Genomic DNA, 22,459 nt, shown 5'->3' with positions numbered 1-22,459 from the left:
TTTTGATGATCAATTCATGCGGTTGTACTTGCTGTTCAGAGCGTCTCCGAACTTGGTAAAGAGGAGAATGGTCAGAATCAGCAAGATACAAGGGAAGACCACAATCCAAGGGGCCTCCTGAATGTAAATCCGTCCGTCATTGATCATGGCTCCCCACTCAGGCGACGGTGCCTGAGCTCCCAGACCGACAAAGCTGAGACCAGCGATTTCCATGATAATGGTGCTGATGTCAAAGCTCATGGTCGTCAGAATCTGAGGAAAAAGACTGGGGAAATAATAATTTTTCAGGCTTGTCCAAAAACTATTGCCATACAATTTCGAGGACTGGATATAGGGTTCATTTTTCAGCTGCAGGGTCATAGAGCGCATCAGGTAGGCATACTTGGTCCAGGCCGTCAGGCAGATAGCGATGAGGGTCTGCTGGAGACCGATGCCCAAGATACTGACTATGGCAATGACCAGAATGATAGAGGGGAAAGACTGAAAAGCCGTGATTACCAGCAAGATGAACTGGTCAAATTTCCCGCCGATGAAGGCGCTAGTCACCCCGATAAAGGATCCCACCGCCGCAATCAACATCAGAATCATCAGGGCTGGCAGGACCGTTTCCGCACCTCCGCTCACTGCACGCGCAAAGACAGACCGGCCAAGAGCGTCCGTTCCGAACCACTCACTGCTGCTCGGCCCTTGCAGGGCTTGGCTCAGATTGACCTTGGTCAAACTGTCACCCAAGAGATGAGGAGCCAAGGAGGATAGGATCAGGGCCAGGACGATGAGACCGCCCAAGACCAGGAGTTTTCGATTGATTTTCTTATCCATACGAACCCTCCTTGCTTGCTTTTAATTTCTTCATACGCGGCAGCAGTTTGGGATTTTCCTGAGCCAGACGAACGCGAGGATTGAGCCAAACCGTAAGCAGCTGAAAGACTAGATTTACAGTCAAGACTCCCGCTGTGATAAAGAGGACCGCCCCCTGAATGAGGGGGTAATCCCTCTTGGCGACGACTCCTATCAGCATCTTACCGATGCCAGGCCAGGAAAAGAGATGCTCGATAATAGCCACGCCACCCAAGAGCGAGCCCAGAGAAAGGCTGACCAAGGTGAGAAGAAAGGGCAGGACATTGTAAATCACATCATGCAACAGGATATGCCCCTCTCGAATCCCCCGACCACGCGCACCTTCGACTTCTGGTGAATGCAACACTTCAATCAAAGCGGTCCGCAGCTGTGGAATATAGCGAGTGGACATGACCATGGCCAGTGTCATGACTGGCAAGACTAGCCCCAGCTCATTAGCCGTTGCCTGAATGGGAAACCAATGCAGCTGAACGGAAAAGAGCAAAATCAGGATAATCCCCATAACAAAGCTAGGAATGGCATTCAGAAAAGCCAGACCTCCCATCAGGAAGCGGTCGATAGGCTTTCCAGCATGGTAGGATGTGTAGAGAGCTGTCGGCAGGGAAATTCCCAGAGTCGCTAGCAGGGTATAAAAAGCTAGGTAGACTGTATTGGGAAAATAGAAAACCAGCTGCTCCCAGACCGAAGCTCCAGAATTATAGGTCACACCAAAGTCACCATGGATAATCCTGCCCAGCCAGGCCAGATATTGCTCCATAAAGCTGCCATTCAGTCCCATCTCTTCCCGCTTGATTTCCAGCAGTTCCTTGGTAAAAGGAATGCCCTGAGCGTTGAGGATGCTCTCAGCCGGATCTCCCGGTGCTAGATAAACCAGTAAAAAGGAGATAAAGCTGACGCAGAGCAGGATGAGGACGAATTGCAGAATAGTTTTGATAATAAATTTAATCATGCGCCTCCCTTTCAGATATCTGGCAGCTTCCAGGCTTCTTGCTAGCTACAGCCAACAGCACTTCGCCTTGGCGGACGACCAAGGTCGCTTTTTGGTAGAGGACCAGACCGTCTTCCTTGGCAGTCACCTTTTCTAAAATATTGCCATAAATATCACAGATTTCACCGATGACCTGACCAGCCTGTACTGTTTGATTGGGCTGGACAAAGCACATCCAGCAGCCCGACCTCTGACAGGTCAGATAGTAACTATCGTCAAAAATCAGCGGCGCCTGCTTATAATAGGGCATGGTCCCTTCAAAAAGATAGCGGGCGACTTGTTTGACTGACTCCTTCATGGCCAGCACATCCTCTGGCAGACAGGTGCCGTTTTCCCCCTGTTCCAGCAGGATGCTAGGCAAACCATAGTCCACTGAGGCAGCGTGATAAAGATTGCCGCGGTCCTGAGACTGGTAGATAATCGGTGTCCCAGAAGCCTGTAGCATCTGATAGGACTTTTCAACCACCTCTGGATTTGCCCGCAAAGAGTAGTAACCATGCGGTGTCAGCAGTTCTTCCCGATTACCACTGTGCAGGTCAATGAGGAAGTCACTGACACTAAAGACCTGGCTCTCAATCACAGACCGAATCTGATAGCTGAGGCTGGAAACTGGCCCTTGGTCCTGAAAGATCCTGTTTAGATTGAGACCGTCCTCAGGTACAAGCGTCGTCTCCCGAGCCCAAAAGCCGCTGATATTAACTGCATGCAAGAGGAGGACAGAGCCCTGAAAGTTAAAGTCCCATTCATGCGCCAAGTCCATCAGCGCCTTAACTCCGACATACTCGCAGCCATGGACTGCAGCACTCATGGTCAGCAAGGGCTGGGTAGCCTGTCCTTTAAGCAGAGTGTACTGGATAGCCAGCTCATCCGTGATAGGCAGACTTCCTTGATAGCTGCTGCATGGAGCCATAGAGTCTAGTTCTTGCTTAATCCTCATCTTTATCCTCCCTGTACTGACTGAGCAAGAGCTTGGTATAGTCACTCTTGGGAGCAGAAACGACCTCTCGCATGCTACCTTTCTCCTGCACGATTCCGTCCTTGAGGACGACCAAATCTTCCGCAAAATTGCTGACCAGTGCGATGTCATGAGAGATGAAGAGAAAGGATGTCTGCGAACGCTCCTTAATATCTGCCAGCAGCTGCATGACTTCATACTGAACGGTCACATCCAGGGCACTGGTGATTTCATCACAGATGAGCACATCGGGATTAATCAGAAGGGCACGGGCAATAGCTGCTCGCTGGCATTCTCCTCCGCTCAGTTGATGTGGCAGCCTCTGGGCAAGCTCAGGTGTCAGACCAACCGAACTCAGCAAGTCATGGATGGCCTGCTTTCTATCTGACTGCTGCTGATAGAGAGAGAAGTTTCGACAGACCTCTTCTAGGCTCTGCTGAATGCTACGCTTGGGATGAAAGGTCGACTGGGGCTGCTGGGCGATATACTGGACCCGAGCATAGTAGTCCCTATCCTTGTAGGCAGAGACTGGCTGGCCCAGTAGAGTCAGCTCCCCTTGGTCCGGCTTTAAAAAGCGGCAGATGAGTTTGGCAATGGTACTCTTACCTGAACCTGATTCACCGACCAGACCCAAAGCCTGTCCCTTTCCCAAGCTAATATCAATATCAAAGACACCGATTCTCCGCTCGCCTATCTGACTGTGCTCGTAGGTCAACTGCTGACCAACCAATACTTGATTCATAGCTGCCCCCCTTCTCTAAATGCTGCTAGCTTAGGCACGGCCTTCAGCAATTTCTGGGTATAAGCCTGCTCAGGATAGCGAAGAACTTTATGGGCTGGACCGCTTTCGACTATCTGTCCTTCCTTCATGACGACTACTTTTTGTGCCAGATGCTCAGCTACGCTGATATCATGTGTGACAAAGAGAATAGCCATGTTTTCCTCTTGATGAAGCTGGCTCAAGAGATCAAGCAGCTTCATTTTCGACAGGACATCCAGAGCGCTAGTCGGCTCATCAGCCAGCAGCAGTTTGGGCCTGCTGGCTAAAGCCAGCGCTACACCGACTAGCTGCATCATACCACCGCTGAGCTCGAAAGGATACTTATTGACGACTTTTTCAGGCAGCAGTCCCACCATCTCTAGGCATTCTTCCAAGGGACGGAGATTTGATGCTTGCTGGCCCTGATTCTTCACCAAGTCCTGATAATGCTTTTTGATCTTACGGCGGTTATTAAAGCTGAGACTGGCATGCTGGCTAATCCAGGCCACTTCTCGGCCTACAAAAGGCAGATAAATGCGGTGGTCCTGGGGCTGAATTTCCTGCCCCTCAAAGGTAATACTGCCCTCTGTTACTGTCAGCCCCCTAAGAGGGAGACCTAGCAGCATCTTGAGCAGGGTAGACTTGCCACTGCCACTCTCGCCCACAATCGAAAGGGACTCCCCCTCAGCAAGAGAGAGGGAGACCCGATCGAGAATGACTTTATCTGCTGACTGCACCAGCAGATCTTTCATTTCCAGCATGTTTTATTCCTTTGATAGTTTGTTGCTGACGTGATAGTAGTCTGTTGGATGGGATTCCAAACCAGAGACCGACTTGTCCATTACCAGAGCGACCTTGAAGAAGCCGATAATGGTAAAGCCGTAGTCCTTATCCATGATTTCTTGGATTTCCTTGCTGAGCTGATTGCGCTTAGCTGGATCCGTTTCAGTCGCCAGCTCTTCAATTTTCTTGTCTGCTTCTGGGTTGCTGTAGTGACCGATATTGGCTGTACCATTGGTCTTAACAGCACTGTTGAAGAAGGCATACGGGTCACCGATAGGAGCTGCTACCACCGCATAAGGTGTGAAGGCATAGTCCTTTTCACTGGCAACGGCACTGACTTCAACTTTCTTAATAGTCGCTTCGATTCCGACTTCCTTGAGTTGTTGTTGGCTTGCTTCTACAGCCAGCGGCATTTCAGGCAGACGAGTAAAGGACAGCAGCTCAATGCTGACTTTTTGACCGTCTTTTTCACGGTAGCCATCGCCGTCAGTATCCTTGTAGCCAGCTTCATCCAAGAGTTTCTTAGCCTTGTCTACGTTAAATTCATGGACGCTCTTTTGCAGGGCAAAGGCAAACCCTTTAGGGAAAGGTCCAACAGCTGGTACAGCGGAGCCTTTAAAGAGGGATTCTGAGTAGGTCTTCTTGTCTACCAAGGTATCTAAAGCCTGACGGAACTTGTCATCTGCTACGTAAGGATTTTCAAAGTTATAGTAGTAAGCTAGGTAGCGGGAACCTTCTACTTCAGAAATTTTGTAGTTCTTATCGGAAGCATAGGTACTTAGATTTGCATAAGGCAGACCATAGACAGCATCGACTTCTTTAGACTTGAGGGCTGCAGAAATAGCTGTCGGATCAGAGAAGTATTTAATCTTCAGATTAGCAACTTTTGGCTTACCATCCCAGTAGTCGTCATAAGCCTTGAGTTCTGCTCCGCTCTCAGGAGTGTACTTGGTCACCATGTAAGGGCCAGTTCCGACTGGAGCCTTGTCAGATGCACTCTTGCCAGTCGTATCCACAATAGCGGAGTAGGGCTCTGCCAAGAGATTCGCCATGATCGGCTGAACAGCCTTTGTCTTGATGGTCACGGTTTGACCCTCTGCAGAAATGCTGTCAATGCCCATATCTGATGCTGCCCGCTCGCTGGTCTTAATCAAGCGTTCCAGAGAAGCTTTGACCTTTTCACCGGTCATTTTTTCACCATTTTGGAAGGTCACCTTATCCTTGAGGGTGATTTTCCACTCTAGGTCTGAGACTGCTTCGATTTTCTCAGCCAGCCAAGGTTTTACCTCAAGTTTGTCGTCCATCTTAAAGAGGGTTTCTCCCACTCCGTAACGGACCGTGAACCAGCCATTGTATTCCGCTGCTGGGTCCACATTTGCTGGAAATTGTGTATAGCCAATGGTTACAGTCTTACTGCCACTATCGCCAGCAGGTTCGCTGGTTTTGCTAGGGTTTACACAGGAGGCTAGGGCTAGGCCTGCCAAGGCTAAAACCATTATTTTTTTAAAATGTTTCATAAATATTCAAATTCCTTTTCTATTTTGTAAACTAATTTAAGACGGTCTATCCTAGTCAAATCTAAATACTATTGGCTCTCTGTCTAAGGTGGTTCTATGTCCTGAAGATGAGAGAGCAAACGAGTGAAAAACAAGTGATTGCTCATTCTCTGTCCTCCTTGGGGATGTGCTTGTCTTAATCTTTTCCTTCCAGATAGCTTCTAGCATCTTCGACAAAGGCAGTTGGCAAAGCCAGGTCAGCCTGCAACTCATCGCGATAAGCTCTGATGACTTCTGCCTCTCGGCCGGAGACAACCTTTTCAGCCCAGTCTGGGTCTAGGAGTAGGGCCTTGCCGAGGGCAAAGAGAGGAATCCCCGCATCCAATACTCGCTGGGCATCCTGCTTGGTCTTTATCTGACCGACACCAATAAGGGGTACTCTACCATTAATTTTTTTGATAATTTTCTGAATCACTGGCTCTGAGTCCTGAGAATCTCTGATAGACGAGCGCCAGACATCAGAGGTCGAAATATGTAGATAGTCCACTTGATGATAGATGAGCTGCTCCAGCAACTGCAGGGTATCATAAAGCTGGATTCCTGGCTCTTCAATCTCTTCCGGAGAAAAGCGGTAGCCAATCAGGAAGGGGCGGTCAGCCTCTTCTTTGACTAGTTGCTTGGCTCTTTTCAGCAAGGTCTTTGGAAAGCGCAGGCGGTTGTTAAGACTGCCGCCCCACTTGTCCTGACGGACATTGGAATGGGGAGAGACAAACTGCTGGATCAGGTAGGTATTGGCTCCATGAAGCTCGACGCCATCAAAGCCAGCCTGAATCGCCCGTCTGATAGCTGACAGAAAGTCCTCTATCACCTGCTCTACTTCAGAATTCTTGAGCGCTCTCGGCTCTGCCAGATAATCGCGCGGAGCCTTGACAGCGCTGGGTGCTACTGGCTGACCGTCAATCAAATCAGGCAGAACCATGCGACCACCATGATAAAGCTGAACAATAGCCAGAGCCCCTTGGTCCTTGATGGCCTTGGCCAAACGGCTAAGCCCCTCAATCTTATCATCCTCGGCGCCGCTGAAGCTCTCCGCAAAGGACTTTCCCAGAGGATGGACATAGGTACTGCCAGTAATGACCATGCCAACCGACCTAGACCGGCGGGCAAAAAAGTCAATATCTGCCTGAGATACATAGCCACCGGGCTCACTAGCGCAGATGGTCATAGGAGCTAAGACAACGCGATTGCGCATGGCCTGACCATTTTTAAAAGTAAATTCATCCTGAATCTGTGTATTCATCTGGTCACCTCTTTCCCAAGATAAATCATGTTGTTTTTTAATAATAAAGCCTTAGAGTAAGGTTGCCTGCCAAGTCTGGTCCCGCTCTTCCAAGAGCAGCACTCGTCCTTGGGGGACATCAATGTTCCAAAAAACAGCCTCTCGGTCAACCAAATGCTGGTAAATCAAGCGAAGGACTCCCAAATGAGCCACTAGAGCGATTGACTCATCAGTAGTATCTAGCAGGCGGTCTGTTGCTGTCCAGACTCTGGTCTGAAAGTCTGAGAAAACTTCTGCTTCAGGAGGCGTGACCTCAAAGGGGGCTTCCAGCCAAGCCTGCCAGACTTCTGGAAAAGCCGCTTCAATCTCATCAGCTGTCAATCCTTCCCATTGCCCGAAGCCCCGCTCGTCAAAGTCGGCTATAGGCTGGACTTGCCTTTCTGGAAAAGCCAGCTGGGCTGTTTCCTGCGTCCGCTTGAGACAACTGGTGTAGATTGCATCAACCGTACGCTCCTGCATCAGAAGCTCCAGCTGCCTAGCATCCTCTTGGCCCTGCTCGTTGATAGAGACATCATGGCTGCCGTAGAAACAGCGTCTGCGGTTATAGTCTGTCTGACCATGCCGCATCAGATACCATCTTTTCATCCTAGCACCACCAATCCCAAGAGATAGAGGAGCTGGGCAATTTCTACGTAGGCTCCTAACGTATCGCCTGTGTGGCCATCAATTTTATTATAAACGAACCGGCGATAGCCGATTGCTCCCAGAAATACTAAGCCATAAGCCAAGAGACCTCTCCAACTGAAAACCAGCAGAGATAAGAGCAAGGGTAGAAGCTGGGCAAGCAGGATATGACTCGTCTTGCTGCCACTGAAGAAATTTCCTGAGCCACCGCCTTCTCTGGCATAGGTCATCCGGTAAAGCTGTAGACTCAGACCGGCCTTGCCAATCATGGTCAGACTAGCCACGATAAACCAGCGAGGCTCTGGCAGATAAGGGTAGAGAACCAGCATCAGAGCATAGTAGAGAATGAGTGCCAGTACGCCATTGCTGCCAATGCGGCTGTCCTTCATAATTTCCAGCATCCGCTCTTTCTTACGAGAGGAGAAGAGACCGTCTGCCGTATCTGCTAAGGCATCTAAGTGAAAACCGCCCGTTAGCAGAACATCGAAAGCAAGGGTCAGAACCCAAGCAACCATTCCAGGCAGAACTAGACTCATCAGGAAATAAAATCCTCCTGAAATCAAACCCAGCAAGAGACCAAAGAGGGTCAGAAAAGGAAGTCCCCGTCGCAGATAGGAAATATCCACTGCCTTTGGAATCACAATCCGGCTAAAAAATTGGGTATAGATAATCAATGCCTTTATCATTTCAACTGCTGAGCGAGGCCACAGATGACCAGATAAGCCTCACTCGCCTCCTTTGCAATCAGTTGGTTGATCTTGCCCTGCACATCACGGAAGAAGCGTCCTAGTCTGGTCTCCGGGACAATGCCCAGTCCAACCTCGTCCGTTACAATCCAGCACTCAGAATCTATCTGACGAATTGTAGATAGAAGCTCTTGCCATTCTTCTTCCAAGAGTTGTAGCAGGAAAGACTGCTCCTGCCGGCTGAGAAAGTTTTCTTCCGTCAGCTCCAGCTTGTCTGGAAAATGCTGGGCAATCAAATCAAAGAGGCGATTGCTGGTCAGAAGTGTGGCACAGTCCAGCAGGTAAACTGGATGCGATTGCTCTCGCAGCCAGTCGGCCAGCCCTGCATACTGCTCCTGAGTCGTCCAGGAAGCCGGCCGCCGTTCTTGGTGCAGCCGAATCCGCTCCTGCCATTCTGGATCTTCTTCTCGAGGTAGGCCGGTCGCAATGTAGCAAACTCGCTCTCGGTCCGCTAACTGCTCCTCCGCAAATGCCGACTTGCCGCTTCTGGCCCCGCCTGTTACTAACACAATCTTAGCCATTTGCTTCTTCTTTCATTGCTTGAAATGCCTGCTCAAAGGCTGCCAAGGTCTGGTCTAGATCCGCTCTAGTATGGGCACTGGACATAAAATTGGTTTCATACTGAGATGGCGCCAGATAGATACCCTCTTCCAGCAAGAGACCGTGCAATCGTGCAAACTGTACATGGTCAGCCGCCTTAGAATCCTCAAAATTGCGGACCGGCTTCTGGCTGAAGAAGAAGCCAAACATGGTACCTTTTGATACGACTTGCAGATCAATACTGTACTTGTCAGCAAGATTTCGTAAGCCATCACAGAGGTAGCTTGTTTTCTCTTCAATCTCAGCAAAGAGTTCAGGTGTCAGCTGTTTCAGGGTTTCATAACCAGCCGTCATGGCGACTGGATTGCCCGACAAGGTACCAGCCTGATAGATACTGCCTAGAGGCGCTACCTGATCCATATAGACGGCCTTGCCGCCAAAGGCTGCGACTGGGAAGCCGCCACCGATAACCTTGCCCAAGCAGACAAGGTCTGGATCTGTCTGATAGAGGCCAACTGCCCCCTGGTAATGAGCTCGGAAACCACTCATAACCTCATCCACGATGAAGAGAGAGCCGTATTCCTGAGTGAGGGAGCGAATAGTACTGATAAAGTCCGCATCCGCTGGAATCAAGCCCATATTGCCAGCAACTGCTTCTAAAATGACACAGGCAATGTCATCTCCATGCTTTTCAAAGCAAGCCTTGAGAGCATCTTTGTCATTGTATGGCAAGGCCAGAGTTTCCCCAGCTACCTGAGCAATGACTCCGGCAGAATCAGCAATCCCAAAGCTGGCCAAGCCTGAACCAGCCTGAACCAAAAAGGAATCGCTGTGGCCGTGATAGCAGCCGATAAATTTGACAATTTTAGAACGCTTGGTCACTCCACGCGCTACCCGAATGGCGCTCATGGTCGCTTCCGTTCCCGAATTGACCATCCGCATTCTTTCCATGAAAGGCAGACGCTCCTGCACCAGCTGGCCGAGGACAATCTCTCTGGGACTAGGAGCACCAAAGCTGGTCCCCTCCCAAATAGCTTCCTCAACTGCCGGCAAAACATCCTTAGGAGCATGCCCCAAAATCATAGGCCCCCAAGACAGGACGTAGTCAATATAGCGGTTGCCATCGACATCATGCAGATAGGCTCCGCTGGCTTTTTCGATAAAAAGCGGGTGGCCGCCCACAGCCTTAAAAGCCCGGACAGGACTGTTGACCCCGCCTGGAAAGAGCTTTTGAGCCTCTGTGAAATATTGGTTGGAATGTTCTCTCTTCAAGTTCGTCCTCCTTATCTAGAAAACTGCTGATTTTCCGCAGTCTCTATCCTTCTTTCAGATAGCCAGCTGCATCCTTGGCAAAATAAGTGATAATCAAGTCTGCACCAGCCCGCTTCATACTGGTCAAGGTTTCCATAACTATGGCTTTTTCATTGATCCAGCCCTGCTGAGCTGCTGCCTTGACCATGGCGTATTCTCCACTAACATTATAGGTCACCAGAGGCAGCTGGGTTTCCTGGCGCAGCTCTCTGAGGATATCCAGAAAGGCCAGAGCCGGCTTAACCATGAGAAAGTCTGCTCCCTGCTCCTCATCGCTCTTGGCTTCTCTCAAAGCCTCCAAGCGATTGGCCGGATCCATCTGATAGGTCTTGCGGTCGCCAAAGACCGGAGCACTCTCGCCAGCATCTCGGAAAGGTCCATAAAATCTAGAGGCAAACTTAATCGCATAGGACATGATCGGAATGTCTGCAAAGCCTGCCGCATCAAGCCCCTGACGGATAGCCGCCACAAAACCGTCCATGGCATTGGAAGGCGCAATGACATCTGCTCCAGCCCTGGCTTGGCTGACAGCAACTTCTGTCAGTCTAGTCAGAGACAGATCATTGTCCACTTCTTCCCCTCGCAAAATGCCACAGTGGCCGTGACTGGTAAACTCACAGAGGCAGGTGTCTGCAATGACGACCGTCTCAGGAAAATGCTTCTTGATTAGACGGATAGCTTCTTGGACAATGCCATTTTCAGCTGAAGCCTGACTGCCTATTTCGTCCTTTTCTGACGGAATGCCAAAGACGATAAAAGCTCGAATACCCAAGTCCACACATTCCTGAACTTCTGGCAGCAAATCCTCGAGGGAGAACTGATAAACTCCCGGCATGGAGGCTACTTCTTGCTTTTCAGTCAAGCCTTCCTTGACAAACAAGGGTTGGATAAAATCATCCACAGACAGCTTGGTTTCTCGAACCAGCTGCCGCAGACCTCTGCTTCTCCTCAGTCTGCGATGTCTATAAAATTCCATGCTTCTTCTCTTCTTTCTTGATTATTTCCTTGACCATTTCCTCAACAGAAGGACTCTGGGGCTGGTAGTCTACCCTATAGCCTGACTCCTTGACTGCCTGAGCCGTTGTCTGACCAATCACTGCAATCTGATGGCTAGATGCTAGATGGGGCTTAATAGCACAAAAACTCTGCCAAGCCGATGGACTGGCAAAGGTCCAAATCACATTCTCCTGGGACAGATAGGTCTCGAGCTGGTCCTGACCAGCAGGATTTGAGGTCGTTTCGTACATAGGCCAAGCCCAGACATCATGACCTGCTTCTTTTAACTTCTCAGCCAAACTGGGATTGGACAAGCTACTCTGGGGCAGCAAGATCTTCTGCGTCGGCAGAGCCAAATCCAGCCACTCCTGAATAAAGTCAAGACCATAGTGGCTGCTGGCCTGAAAATCACAGTCTCGGCCTAGCTTGTCCAGCGCCTGACTGGTCTGCGGCCCGATGGTCGCAATCTGGTAATCAACTTTCAGATAGGGACTGAAAGCCTCTACTGCGACAGCACTGGTAAAAAAGACCCAGTCAGCTTCTGGCAGAACTGCTTGGACAGCTTCTGGCAAAGGTAAAGACTGACAGCGAATGAGAGGAACATGATGCGTCTCAAATCCAGCCTGTCTGATCTTTTCTAGCCAGGCAGAGTCTGGCGCCTGCTCTCTGGTAAAGATTATTTTTTTAACCATGGCATTCCTACTGCTCCCTTATCGGCTAACTGGCGCACAGCCTGCTCTGCTAATTGCTGGCCATCCTGCCCTTGAAGGCTGACAAAGACACATTGGCCGTCCTCCTTGGCCAACATGGCCTCTAGTTGGTAGTTTTGACCGTTTTTCTGGGCAAAAGCAGCGATAGGGAAGGTGCAGTCTGCATTCATCTGAGCCAAAACTGCCCGCTCAACTGCCACTTCAGCAGCTGTCTTCTCGTCCTGAACAGTTGCCAAGAGACTCCGTAGCTCCTCATCCTCTTCCCGGCATTCCACCGCCAAAGCTCCCTGAGAAATAGCCGGCAGGCAAAGACTGGTCTCTAAAGGCTGAATGTGAAGACGGCTTTGGTCCAGCCAGCCCAAACGTTTAAGACCGGCCATAGCCAAGACAATCGCATCGTATTCACCCTCTTCCAGCTTCTTGATGCGGGTATCAATGTTGCCTCGAAGTGGCTTGAACGCCAAATCCGGTCTCTGAGCCTGCAGCTGAACCTGCCGGCGAATGCTGCTGGTTCCTATAAGAGCGCCCTCAGGAAGATTAGCCAGCGTCTGGCCAGCTTGACGGAAAATCAAGCAATCTCGAACATCTTCTCGCTGACTAATCGCACCGAGCGCACAGCCCTCAGCTAGCTTAGCCGGCATGTCCTTGAGACTGTGGACCGCCATATCAATCTCACCAGCTAAGAGGGCTCGTTCGATTTCCTTGACAAAGACTCCCTTGCCGCCAATTTCCTGGAGGCTGACATGGGTCAAGCGATCTCCTTTTGTGGTATAGGGAACGAGGACAAAATCCCGCTCTGGATGGATCGCCTTGAGCTGGTCCACTAACTGCTGGGTCTGGGTCATAGCCAGCTTACTCTTGCGGGTTCCTACCTTAATGACCTTCATCTTTTCCCCTTTCTCTGTGCAAGCCAAATATCTTGGCAATCAAGGCAATGTCATAGTCTGAATGCTCTCCGACTGACAGCTCTTTGAGCTGCAAGATTGGCTCCTTCAAGACTTGGTTGATAATACTCTTCATGTGCTTGGAAATCTGCTTCTGCTCCCGCTCGGTCAAATCCGGAAACTTACGATTAAGGCTTTCCATGGCCGAAGCTTGAGCTTCCAAAGCCTTATCCCTGATTTCCTGAATCAGAGGAATAATGCCCAGTTGCTGACGCCAGTCAGCAAACTTGACCAGCTCCTCATCAATCTCCAAAGCAATCCGACCGGCAATCTCCTGCCGTTCCGCTTTGTATTGCTCCAGTTGATTGGTCAGATTTTCGATATTATAGAGCTTCAGAGATGAGCCTGGATGGCAGGAACGAGGCAGACAGAGGTCAAACACGACCGCATCCGCCTTAAGCATGGAGGGAAAGATAATGTATTCTTCCGTTTTAACCGCTGAAAAGACCACATCCGCATCCGCCAGCACTGCTTCCAATTCATCCCAGCCATGGGCAGACACCCTGTCCTCTGTCAGAAATGCTTGAGCCTTGCTGACCGTCCGATTGAGCAGCATGACTGACTTGAAAGGCCGTTGCAAGGCATACTTAGTCACCAACTGACCAATCTCTCCCAGACCGATCACAGCTACCTTTTTAGTGCTGTAATCCAGCCCCAGTCGGTCCAATTCTTGAATGGCCGTCAGGCCAATAGAAATAGGCCGGTCATTGATTCGATAAGTATCATGCATGCGCTTGGCAAAGGTCAGCGCCTGCTTGAAAGCCTGATTGAGGACAATTCCAGTCGTACCAGCATCTTGCGCTGTCAAGAAAGCCTGCTTGAGCTGGCCCAAGACCTGACTTTCACCGACAATCTTGGATTCCAGGCCGATGGAGACCCGCAGCAGATGCCGCAAGGCCTCATCCCCCTCACGAAAGACTAAATACTCTTCCAGCTCCTTGACAGGAATCTGAAACCAGTCCGCCAAAAAATGCTTGGAATAGTAGCGGCCAGTGTGCAGCTGGTCCACCACCAGATAGAGCTCGGTCCGATTGCAGGTAGACAGGATGATATTTTCCAAGATACTTTTTTCTCTTTTCAGGAGCTTTAGAGCTTTTAGTCTCTCCTGATCTGAAAAATGTACTTTTTCCAAAATTGGCAGCGGCGTTTCCCGATGGGTCAAACCCACATATAATAGGTGCATGCTTCTTTCCTTCTTTTAAAGTTGGTCTAAAATTGCTTCTATCTTCTTGCGAATCTCCTTGGAACGGCTGGGCGAGAGGCCGTTGGTCGAAATCATAACAGATACGTCCTTCTTTCTCGCAATGGCTACATTGTAGAAGTCAGAAAAGGTCTTGTCGCCCGTATTGTTTACCAGCTGACTGGGTGCCGCATCCTCCATAATCTGGCGGTTGACTTCCGCCTGATCTGTACAGGCAAAGACTAGCTTTGCGCCTTCCAAATCACCTGTCTGGTAAGGTCTAGCTAGCCATTGGATCTCCGCCTGCGGAATGTCAGCATGCAGAGTCGGACTGACCACCGTCACAGCAGCCTGCTCAGCCAGCAGGGTCTTAATCTTCCGCGCTGCGACCTTGCCGCCTCCCACTACCACGACTTTCTTCTCTCTGATATTAATCATGACTGGATACATGCTAGCTTCTCCTATTTCTTTTCCCGAAAGATTTTCGCGCTGCGTTTGTATACTGTATCCGGCTCCTTTAGACGGTCATTGACCAAGCGAGCCAATACAAAAAAGTAATCCGACAGACGGTTGATATAAATCAATCCTACCTCATTGACTGCTTCTTCTGCCTCTATAACAGCTACCATACGGCGCTCCAAGCGTCTGGTCATGGTGCGGGCCACATGCAGGAGACTGGCAATCCGATGACCACCCGGAATGATAAAGCGGTCGATTTTCGGAGGAACATGCATATACTCATCCATCCGCTCCTCCAGCCAGCTGACATTGGCTGGCTCTTGCTTGTAGGGACGCAATTCCCTCGGTGTAGCCAAGTCGCTGCCACAGTCAAAGAGATGCTGCTGGATTTCCTCGCATTCCAGACGCAAGTCGTCCAAGATAGGATAGTCACGCATCTCAGATACGACATAGCCTAGATGCGAGCATAGCTCATCCATTGTTCCATAAGCTTCGACCCGAATATGGGTCTTGGATACTCGGTCCCCACCGTAGAGCCGTGTGAAGCCCTTGTCTCCGTATTTCGTATAAATTCTCATTTTTCTTCTCTGTTGATGATTTGATAAATCTGCTCCATGTCCAAAGACTGGCGCAGGACGTCTGCCAACTTATCATACTCTCTGTCTTTAAAGTCTTTGATACTGACAAGCTGGTCCTCTAGCGGCTCTAAGCCCTTAGCCAGACGAAGTTCATTCAGGTACCGACGAGTCCATTCTAGATTGTCAAAGACCCCATGTAGGTAGGTCCCTTGGACCTGGCCATCATAAGCCATTGCCCCATCTGGACGCTCGGTTGCCTCACCATTTTGCTCCTTGATGATGGAGAATGGCTTCAGACTATCCGCTAGCTGGGTTTCTCCCATGTGAATCTCGTAGCCCTCTAGTTCTTGCCCCTCATGCAGGGCTCTGACCTGAGTCGTCCGTTTGACCGGCTGAAGCACCGTCTCTGTCTCTAAAATCCCTAGACCGCTAATCTCTTCTAAGTCAGACTCTAGGTGCAGCGGGTCGCTAATCTTCTGCCCCAGCAGCTGATAGCCGCCACAGATCCCAAAGATTCGCACGCCCTGCTCCAGACACTCGAGAATCTCGGCTTCAAGACCAGACTCTCTCAGATAGTTCATGTCTTCGATGGTATTTTTGCTGCCCGGCAGAATCAATAGATCCGGCCGACCAATCGCATCACCAGGCTGGACATAGCGGACAGAAACATCCGGCTGAATTTCAAGACTATGGAAATCCGTAAAGTTGGATAGGCGCTTGAGGCTGACAACTGCGATATCCAGACTCTTTCTGTTATCAAAGCGCCGGCTCTTCTGCACCAGTGCGACACTGTCTTCGCTGTCAATATCCAGCTGGGCATAAGGCACGACTCCGATAACCGGCACCTGAGTTAGCTCTTCAATCATATCAATACCAGACTGCAGCAAGGCCACATCGCCACGGAATTTATTGATAATAACCCCCTTGATCCGCTTGCGGTCCTCAGGCGGCATGAGCTCAATCGTTCCGTAGATAGAGGCAAAGACGCCTCCCTTATCAATATCTGCCACTAAAATAACTGGCGCATCAACCAGCTTGGCCATGCCCATATTGACAATGTCTCGGTCATTGAGATTTATTTCAGCTGGACTGCCAGCGCCCTCAATGACGATGATATCATTCTCAGCGCCCAGCTCCTCATAGACTTCCTTAATCTTAGGCAGGAGCTGCTGCTTGTATTCATGGTATTCGACAGCATCCATATCCCGCAGTACACGGCCTAGAAAAACAACCTGAGACTTGCGGTCAGAGGTGGGTTTGAGCAGGACTGGATTCATGCGGACATCCGGCTCTTTGCCAGCTGCCTCAGCCTGAACGACCTGAGCCCGGCCCATTTCATCTCCTTTTTTGGTGATAAAGGAATTAAGCGCCATATTCTGCGACTTAAAAGGCACCACTTCTAGGCCATCCTGCTTGAAAATCCGGCAGAGCCCAGCCGCTATAATGCTCTTCCCAGCATCTGAGGCAGTCCCCTGTACCATCAATGATTTGACCATTTTACATTTCCTCCTAGCTGCTCAAAGAAAGCAGCTTCATTTTCTGCCAGTGGCGTCTGGATAGTCTGATGAAGCTTGACAATCCAAGGCACAGCCAAGCCTGCCTCTACTAGCAGATTTCCCTGCTGGAAGAAATCAAACTTGCTGCCCTCCGCAATCAAATGCCCTTTCTGCAGCAGGTAGGCATAGTCGCAGCAGTCATACATCAGATCCATGTCATGGCTGGATACGATGATGTTTGTCCCAGCCTGAACCAGCTTTTTCATGGTCTCGGCCATCTGATCCCGCCCTTTGGGATCCAATCCTGCCGTAGGCTCATCAAGCAGCAGATACTTGGGCTGCAGGGCCAGCATGCCAGCAATAGCCACCCGCTTTTTCTGGCCATAGCTCAGATACTGCAGCGGTCTGTCCTGCAGATGAGAAATGTCCATCATCTCTAAAGCCGTCGCCACTCTGCTGGTTATCTCGTCTTCTTCATAGCCTAAGTTTTCCAAGGCCATGCCAATATCGTCCTTCACAATGGTATAAAAGAGCTGCTGCTCTGGATTTTGAAAGACCATATTGACATGCTGCCGATACTGGAACAAGGCCTTCTTAGATTCGCCTACAGGCTGACCATCATATAAAACACTGCCCTTCTGCGGTTGGAGCAGTCGGGTGATGATTTTCATGATGGTAGACTTACCTGAACCGTTGACTCCCAGAATGCCAGTAATCCGGCCCTCTTCGAAGTCCATAGAAATATCGTGCAGCGTTGGATTTTCGTCATACGAAAAAGAAATATTCTTTACTTGTAACATCTATGTTTCCTATCTACTTTCCATTATAGTATAAAAGCAGTCTTATTGTAAATGCGCTTTCATTATTCACTGTGCTCTGCATCAAATCTTAGCGTCAGTACTTCATTTAAATGCTGATTATCATCTAGCAATTTAACAAAAAGAGTATTGGCTAATCTGCCCCAAGCTTGGTGTTGCTTCCTTTTATTGTAAAAGGAGAATTTCAAGTCCAAGGTATCCCGAATGGTCACAAACTCATAGAAGACCAGGAAAATAAAGCGATACATGAGGACAATCAAGTCTAGCAGTACCCGTGGCACATGCATGGCTTTAAAAAGCCGCAGCATCTGAGCAAAAGGCACCGTCAGGACAAAGAAATAAGTCGAAACCAAAGATGAATAGATGCGCAAGAGGATAAAAATGGTCTGCTGGACAGAGGATTGGCTGATGCCCAGATAGCCCTGACCTAAAGGCAAGGCCAGCAAGAGCTGCTCCTGACTGTTCTGATAGGTCAAGACAAAGGTCAAGAGACTAATCAGGATAAAGATACTGGCATGCAGATACCACTTCAGATAGCGCAGCCACGGAAGCCGAGCCACATAGCAAGTCAGAGGCGCCACCAAGACGATAAGTCCTAGCTGCAGACTCCTGACACCAGAAAAGCTGACAGCTAACAAGAGCACATAGATGACAAATTTATAAGCAACCGGCAGATTTTTCAGCCGATTTTGATAGGCATATTTATCAATCGCAAACAAGTGGAGGTACTCCTTTCTAGCTTTGTTTTTACCACGCCCCCAGTACAGAGCAGCTCCGGTCCCAAACAAGCTGAATCGCTATCAAGAACCAGAGCTCGCTCATACTGTTGAAGGCTTTTATTTATGTTCAGAAACTTCCTTTTGTTGGCCCTGTTTTTTCCCTTTATGGTAGCCAATGACATAGAAGATGATACCCGCTCCGATACTGCCTTGCAGGGTGAAGAGCAGACTTTCTACTTCTGGACCTGCTGGCTCAAAAATCGGTGAAAACCAAGGCTCATAGTCCTTTTGGATAGAGCTAATGGTTTTTTCAGCAGCGTCATCTGTTCCACTGTATTCCACACCCTTAGGGGCAAAGATAAAGGCAGCTAGAGTGACTGCTACTGCAGCCAAGATTAAGATGAGATTCTTGTATTTTTTCATTTGAACAGACCTGCTCTTTCTTTGACATTTTCTGAGATCAAGTTATAGAGGACAACTGTCAGCAATCCTTCTACGATAGCGATTGGGATTTGAGTAGTCAAGAAGACACCCATGAACTTCAGTGCAGAACCAACAAAACCGCTGTTAGCATCTGGGAAGACCAAACCGAGCTGGATAGAAGTTGTCGCATAAGTCGCCAAGTCCGCAATCACAGCACAGATAAAGATAGAAACTGGTGTAGAAAGCTTGATGGATTTAGCAAACTTGTAGACGAAATAACCAACAAATGGACCAACTACTGCCATTGAGAAAGCATTGGCACCCAGAGTTGTCAAGCCGCCGTGAGCCAAGAGAAGAGCTTGGAAGAGCAAGCAGATGGTTCCCAAAACGCTGATAACGGATGGGCCAAACATAGCTGTCCCCAGACCAACCCCAGTCGGATGCGAACTAGATCCTGTAACAGATGGAATCTTCAAAGAAGACAGGATAAAGATAAAGGCACCGGACAAGGCCAGCATAGTCTTGGAATTTGGATCCTCTGCAACGATTTTCTTGATGCGCATCAAACCGACCACAAAGAAAGGCAGGAAAACGGCGAACCAGAAGATACACCAAAAGAGTGGAAGATAGCCCTCCATGATATGCATCGCAGACACAGACTGGGTACTCAGTACCGCCAAAATAGCCAGCAAGGCCACAAAAGTTACTTTTTTATTTTTCAATAGTTTCATGTTTTTTTCCTTTACTAAGAACCTAAGCTCAAAAGGATAAATGTTTATCCACGAACATGGGCTCTGATATTAAAAAATCTTCTTTTTCACGAGGAGGGTAGTAAAATAAGGCAGCTTGGTTTCTAGTGTGATTCCTTCGAGGCCCAGCAGAGTCTGCTGTTTATCCGTCGAAGAATTGCTAACCATAAAAGTCTGCTGCAAGAGACCGAGCTTTTCGAGCAGGGGCAAGACGGTATCTAAGTGATTGGCCACCTTCATCAGCACAATTGAGTCATGCAGCTCAAGCGCCGCCTCAATCTTCTCAGCAGAAGCCGTAGCTGGCATAACCGCCAGAGACTCCTCATCCATAGTCAGGGGCTGACCTAACTCAGAAGCCATGCTGCAGAAAGAGGTGATACCAGGGATGGTTTGACAGTCAATTTCCTTTTCCAGCAGAGCCAGCAGATAACTGTAAGTGCTGTAGACCATGGGGTCACCCAGTGTGATAAAGCCGACATTCTTGCCAGACTTGACATCCTCTGCGATTTCAGCAGAGATGGCCTGCCACTGGACTTCTTTGGTCGAATTGGAACGAACCATAGGGAAATGCCGCTGCTTAATTTCCAGATGCTCTTTCAGGTAGGGTTCTGCAATACCTAATGCAAAGCTCTTGCTTCCCTTCTTAGCTTCCGGTGTATAGAGAATATCTAAGTCTTCCAAAAGCCGACTGGCCTTGATAGTCACTAGCTCGCTATCACCCGGTCCTACACCAATTCCGTAAAATTTTGCCATTCCTTCCTCCTATTCAATGATTTCTTCTAAATGCTGGATGTAGAGCTGCTGAACCTCAGGGTATTCACCCAGACCAACTAGATGGGCCTTAACCTCATATCCCTGCTCCTTGAAGAAGTGATACCAAGAACCTTCCTCATCTGAGCTCATATCATTGGTCGCATGGTCGCCCGCTACCAGCATGAAAGGTGCCAGATGCACTTCTCGGACACCCTCTTTCTTCAGTTCCTGCTCAATCAGCTCAACCGGAGGATAACTCTCTACACAACCGATATAGACTGAGTTTCCTTTCATCATATGATCCAAGGCTGCATAAGCTGTAAAAGCATAATGCTGGCTGCCATGGCCCATCAGAACTGTTGCTGCATCCTGACCCTCATGGCCATACCGTTCCAGCAGAATATCCTTGACAGCCTCATAGTCTTCCTGACTATTGAGCAGAGGCTTGGCAACGACTAGCTTTTTAAAAGCAGATTCAAACTCTTTGGCTTGGGTGAGAATCTTCTCATACTCGCTGCCCAAAATGACATGGAGAGGCTGGATATAGACCTCTTCAGTGCCCGCTTCCAGGAGCTGCTCTAAAACTTCTTTGACCGTAGGGATATCCAGCCCTTCCTGCTTCTTAATCCGCCGCCTAACGACATTGGAGGTAAAAGCTCGGTGGACTGGATAGTCTGGAAAATGTTCCTGAATGGCCTGCTCACAAGCCTCAATTGTTTTGCGTCTGGTCTCGGGATAGGTCGTTCCGAAACTGACTACTACTATAGCTTTACTCATGACCTGCATCCTTTCAGAGAATTTCCCGACATTTGTCAATGATGGAAGCAATAGTCGCTTCATCTGTCTCAACAATCTTGCTAAAGCCTGCTTCTTCTAAAACAGCCCGTGTGCTGGCACCCATGACAACGATAGGAACATCTGTCCAGTCAAATCCAGCTTCCTGACTGGCTGCCACAAAATTCATGGCCGCAGCAGAGTTCGGAAGACAGACTACTTCAATCTCTGACCAATTGTCACTGCTAATCTGACTGTCAAAGGCCAGTCTGTGGCTAGCAATAATCGGTAGCGAATAGAGTTCTGCCAGACTGGCTTTCTTATGTTCAGCAGTCAGAATATACCAGTTGCCGCCTTCTTTTTCAAGAGCAGCCGCGAAATCCGCATCCGACTGCTGAGGCGTCATCCGATCCAGCACAATACCGCTCGCTTCGATAGACTTAGCCGTATGATGACCAATCGCTGCAAAGCGGATGTGCGGCAGACTGCGCAAGTCTTTGCCTGCCTTGCGGAGAGCTTTCAAGAAGAGCGGCCAGCTCTGCATATCTGCAAAGAGGAGACCGTCTACCTGCTCCAAGTCCGGCAGCGGCAATTCTAACTCTTCAACCAAATCTCGAGCAGGGAAAGTGGTCAGTGCAGCTCCAGCATCCTTGAGCAAGCGAGGAAGTCTGCCAGTCTCTGACTGTTGGATAAGGATTTTACGACCGAAAAGTGGCAGATTCTCATGGAAATTCAGCTGCTGTCTATAGGCCACGACATCACCTACCACGATGACACTCGGTGCCTTAAAGTCCTCTGCTTCTGCTAGTTCGACTATGTTGCCCAAGGTTCCGTCCACCGAGCGCTGCTGAGGATGGGTTCCCCATTCAACGATGGCGGCTGGCTTGTCCTTGCCATAGCCTCTAGCCGTCAGCTCTTGGACGATGGAAGGCAGATTTTTCATACCCATGAGGAAGACCAAGGTTCCTTTGAGTTCAGAAATTGCTTCCCAGTTGAGCATTTCTGTCTCATCCTTGAGATGGGCTGTAAAGACATGAAAGCTTGTCGCTACATCTCGATAAGTCATAGGAATCCCAGCATAGGTTAGACCAGCCACAGCAGAGGTGATACCTGGCACCACTTCAAAGTCCACGCCAGCTTCCACCAGCTTGACTCCTTCTTCTCCGCCTCGGCCAAAGATATAGGGATCACCGCTCTTGAGGCGGACTACCCGCTTACCCTGACGAGCTTTTTCGATGAGAATCTTTTCAATCTCTTCCTGTCGGATGCAGGGCTGGCCTGGCTTTTTGCCGACATCTATCTTTTCGCAGTCAGACTTTAGATGCTGAAAGAGTTCTTGATTGACCAAGCGGTCAAAGACCAAGACATCTGCTTCTTGAAGCCGTCTCTTTCCTTTGAGGGTCAACAACTCTGCATCGCCTGGACCTGCTCCCAGTAATGTTACTAAACCGGACATTTTT

The 22,459-nt window shown here is 49.3% G+C and carries 25 protein-coding genes; all 25 read right to left on the bottom strand.

The window, feature by feature from the left end:
• Window positions 1-9: 9 nt before the first annotated feature.
• The gene (locus tag J1C77_RS02765; RefSeq protein ID WP_002922119.1) at window positions 10-819 is read right to left on the bottom strand and encodes an ABC transporter permease; all 810 of its coding nucleotides are present in this window, start codon (window positions 817-819) and stop codon (window positions 10-12) included.
• Window positions 812-1,807, bottom strand: a complete 996-nt coding sequence (locus tag J1C77_RS02760) for an ABC transporter permease (protein ID WP_002922121.1) — start codon at window positions 1,805-1,807, stop codon at window positions 812-814. The genes J1C77_RS02765 and J1C77_RS02760 overlap by 8 nt, the downstream gene beginning before the upstream one ends.
• Window positions 1,800-2,783: a M14 family metallopeptidase gene (locus J1C77_RS02755; protein WP_002922125.1), complete on the bottom strand. Its 984-nt coding sequence runs from the start codon at window positions 2,781-2,783 to the stop codon at window positions 1,800-1,802. The genes J1C77_RS02760 and J1C77_RS02755 overlap by 8 nt, the downstream gene beginning before the upstream one ends.
• On the bottom strand, window positions 2,773-3,543 hold the full coding sequence (locus J1C77_RS02750; protein WP_002922130.1) for an ABC transporter ATP-binding protein: 771 nt from the start codon (window positions 3,541-3,543) through the stop codon (window positions 2,773-2,775). Before J1C77_RS02750 ends, J1C77_RS02755 begins: the two co-directional genes overlap by 11 nt.
• Entirely contained in the window at window positions 3,540-4,322 is a 783-nt protein-coding gene (locus J1C77_RS02745) for an ABC transporter ATP-binding protein (RefSeq protein ID WP_002922132.1), read from the bottom strand. The genes J1C77_RS02750 and J1C77_RS02745 overlap by 4 nt, the downstream gene beginning before the upstream one ends.
• Window positions 4,323-4,325: 3 nt before the next feature.
• On the bottom strand, window positions 4,326-5,861 hold the full coding sequence (locus J1C77_RS02740; protein ID WP_002922135.1) for an ABC transporter substrate-binding protein: 1,536 nt from the start codon (window positions 5,859-5,861) through the stop codon (window positions 4,326-4,328).
• A 175-nt stretch (window positions 5,862-6,036) separates the two neighbouring features.
• On the bottom strand, window positions 6,037-7,140 hold the full coding sequence (locus J1C77_RS02735; protein ID WP_002922137.1) for an NADH-dependent flavin oxidoreductase: 1,104 nt from the start codon (window positions 7,138-7,140) through the stop codon (window positions 6,037-6,039).
• A gap of 51 nt (window positions 7,141-7,191) precedes the next feature.
• The gene (locus J1C77_RS02730; protein WP_002922140.1) at window positions 7,192-7,764 is read right to left on the bottom strand and encodes a histidine phosphatase family protein; all 573 of its coding nucleotides are present in this window, start codon (window positions 7,762-7,764) and stop codon (window positions 7,192-7,194) included.
• Complete coding sequence (cobS, locus tag J1C77_RS02725) at window positions 7,761-8,489, bottom strand: adenosylcobinamide-GDP ribazoletransferase (RefSeq protein ID WP_002922141.1); 729 nt, start codon at window positions 8,487-8,489, stop codon at window positions 7,761-7,763. Before cobS ends, J1C77_RS02730 begins: the two co-directional genes overlap by 4 nt.
• Complete coding sequence (cobU, locus tag J1C77_RS02720; protein WP_002922142.1) at window positions 8,486-9,070, bottom strand: bifunctional adenosylcobinamide kinase/adenosylcobinamide-phosphate guanylyltransferase; 585 nt, start codon at window positions 9,068-9,070, stop codon at window positions 8,486-8,488. Before cobU ends, cobS begins: the two co-directional genes overlap by 4 nt.
• Window positions 9,063-10,361, bottom strand: a complete 1,299-nt coding sequence (gene hemL / locus J1C77_RS02715) for a glutamate-1-semialdehyde 2,1-aminomutase (RefSeq protein ID WP_002922144.1) — start codon at window positions 10,359-10,361, stop codon at window positions 9,063-9,065. Before hemL ends, cobU begins: the two co-directional genes overlap by 8 nt.
• Before the next feature lie 43 nt (window positions 10,362-10,404).
• Window positions 10,405-11,376 carry a porphobilinogen synthase gene (hemB, locus tag J1C77_RS02710; protein WP_002922145.1) on the bottom strand — a complete coding sequence of 324 codons (972 nt, stop codon included), beginning with the start codon at window positions 11,374-11,376 and terminating at the stop codon, window positions 10,405-10,407.
• Complete coding sequence (locus tag J1C77_RS02705) at window positions 11,363-12,088, bottom strand: uroporphyrinogen-III synthase (protein ID WP_002922147.1); 726 nt, start codon at window positions 12,086-12,088, stop codon at window positions 11,363-11,365. The genes hemB and J1C77_RS02705 overlap by 14 nt, the downstream gene beginning before the upstream one ends.
• Window positions 12,073-12,993 carry a hydroxymethylbilane synthase gene (gene hemC, locus J1C77_RS02700; protein WP_002922149.1) on the bottom strand — a complete coding sequence of 307 codons (921 nt, stop codon included), beginning with the start codon at window positions 12,991-12,993 and terminating at the stop codon, window positions 12,073-12,075. The genes J1C77_RS02705 and hemC overlap by 16 nt, the downstream gene beginning before the upstream one ends.
• Window positions 12,980-14,233 carry a glutamyl-tRNA reductase gene (hemA, locus tag J1C77_RS02695; RefSeq protein WP_002922152.1) on the bottom strand — a complete coding sequence of 418 codons (1,254 nt, stop codon included), beginning with the start codon at window positions 14,231-14,233 and terminating at the stop codon, window positions 12,980-12,982. The genes hemC and hemA overlap by 14 nt, the downstream gene beginning before the upstream one ends.
• 15 nt (window positions 14,234-14,248) lie before the next feature.
• Window positions 14,249-14,680, bottom strand: coding sequence for a precorrin-2 dehydrogenase/sirohydrochlorin ferrochelatase family protein (locus J1C77_RS02690; RefSeq protein WP_002896443.1), 432 nt, complete (start codon window positions 14,678-14,680; stop codon window positions 14,249-14,251).
• Between the two features lie 11 nt (window positions 14,681-14,691).
• Window positions 14,692-15,267 (bottom strand): cob(I)yrinic acid a,c-diamide adenosyltransferase, encoded by a 576-nt coding sequence (locus J1C77_RS02685; protein ID WP_002922153.1) that lies wholly within the window; start codon window positions 15,265-15,267, stop codon window positions 14,692-14,694.
• Window positions 15,264-16,763 (bottom strand): cobyric acid synthase, encoded by a 1,500-nt coding sequence (locus J1C77_RS02680; protein WP_427195124.1) that lies wholly within the window; start codon window positions 16,761-16,763, stop codon window positions 15,264-15,266. The genes J1C77_RS02685 and J1C77_RS02680 overlap by 4 nt, the downstream gene beginning before the upstream one ends.
• Window positions 16,748-17,563, bottom strand: coding sequence for an energy-coupling factor ABC transporter ATP-binding protein (locus J1C77_RS02675; protein ID WP_002922161.1), 816 nt, complete (start codon window positions 17,561-17,563; stop codon window positions 16,748-16,750). The genes J1C77_RS02680 and J1C77_RS02675 overlap by 16 nt, the downstream gene beginning before the upstream one ends.
• A 62-nt stretch (window positions 17,564-17,625) precedes the next feature.
• On the bottom strand, window positions 17,626-18,300 hold the full coding sequence (locus J1C77_RS02670; protein ID WP_042762980.1) for a CbiQ family ECF transporter T component: 675 nt from the start codon (window positions 18,298-18,300) through the stop codon (window positions 17,626-17,628).
• A 117-nt stretch (window positions 18,301-18,417) separates the two neighbouring features.
• Complete coding sequence (locus J1C77_RS02665) at window positions 18,418-18,723, bottom strand: energy-coupling factor ABC transporter substrate-binding protein (RefSeq protein ID WP_002910535.1); 306 nt, start codon at window positions 18,721-18,723, stop codon at window positions 18,418-18,420.
• A complete protein-coding gene (locus J1C77_RS02660; protein WP_002901131.1) occupies window positions 18,720-19,454 on the bottom strand; it encodes an energy-coupling factor ABC transporter permease in 735 nt (244 codons plus the stop codon). Before J1C77_RS02660 ends, J1C77_RS02665 begins: the two co-directional genes overlap by 4 nt.
• Window positions 19,455-19,523: 69 nt before the next feature.
• Window positions 19,524-20,225: a cobalt-factor II C(20)-methyltransferase gene (locus tag J1C77_RS02655; protein ID WP_002922163.1), complete on the bottom strand. Its 702-nt coding sequence runs from the start codon at window positions 20,223-20,225 to the stop codon at window positions 19,524-19,526.
• A 9-nt stretch (window positions 20,226-20,234) separates the two neighbouring features.
• Complete coding sequence (locus J1C77_RS02650; RefSeq protein ID WP_042762983.1) at window positions 20,235-21,002, bottom strand: sirohydrochlorin cobaltochelatase; 768 nt, start codon at window positions 21,000-21,002, stop codon at window positions 20,235-20,237.
• A gap of 13 nt (window positions 21,003-21,015) precedes the next feature.
• A complete protein-coding gene (cobA, locus tag J1C77_RS02645; RefSeq protein ID WP_002922165.1) occupies window positions 21,016-22,455 on the bottom strand; it encodes a uroporphyrinogen-III C-methyltransferase in 1,440 nt (479 codons plus the stop codon).
• Window positions 22,456-22,459: the final 4 nt, after the last annotated feature.

Source organism: Streptococcus sanguinis, from assembly GCF_050223295.1.
GTDB classification, from domain to species: Bacteria; Bacillota; Bacilli; order Lactobacillales; family Streptococcaceae; genus Streptococcus; species Streptococcus sanguinis_X.
The sequence above is the reverse complement of the archived record's forward strand: the minus strand, read 5'-3'. Positions and strand labels throughout refer to the sequence as shown.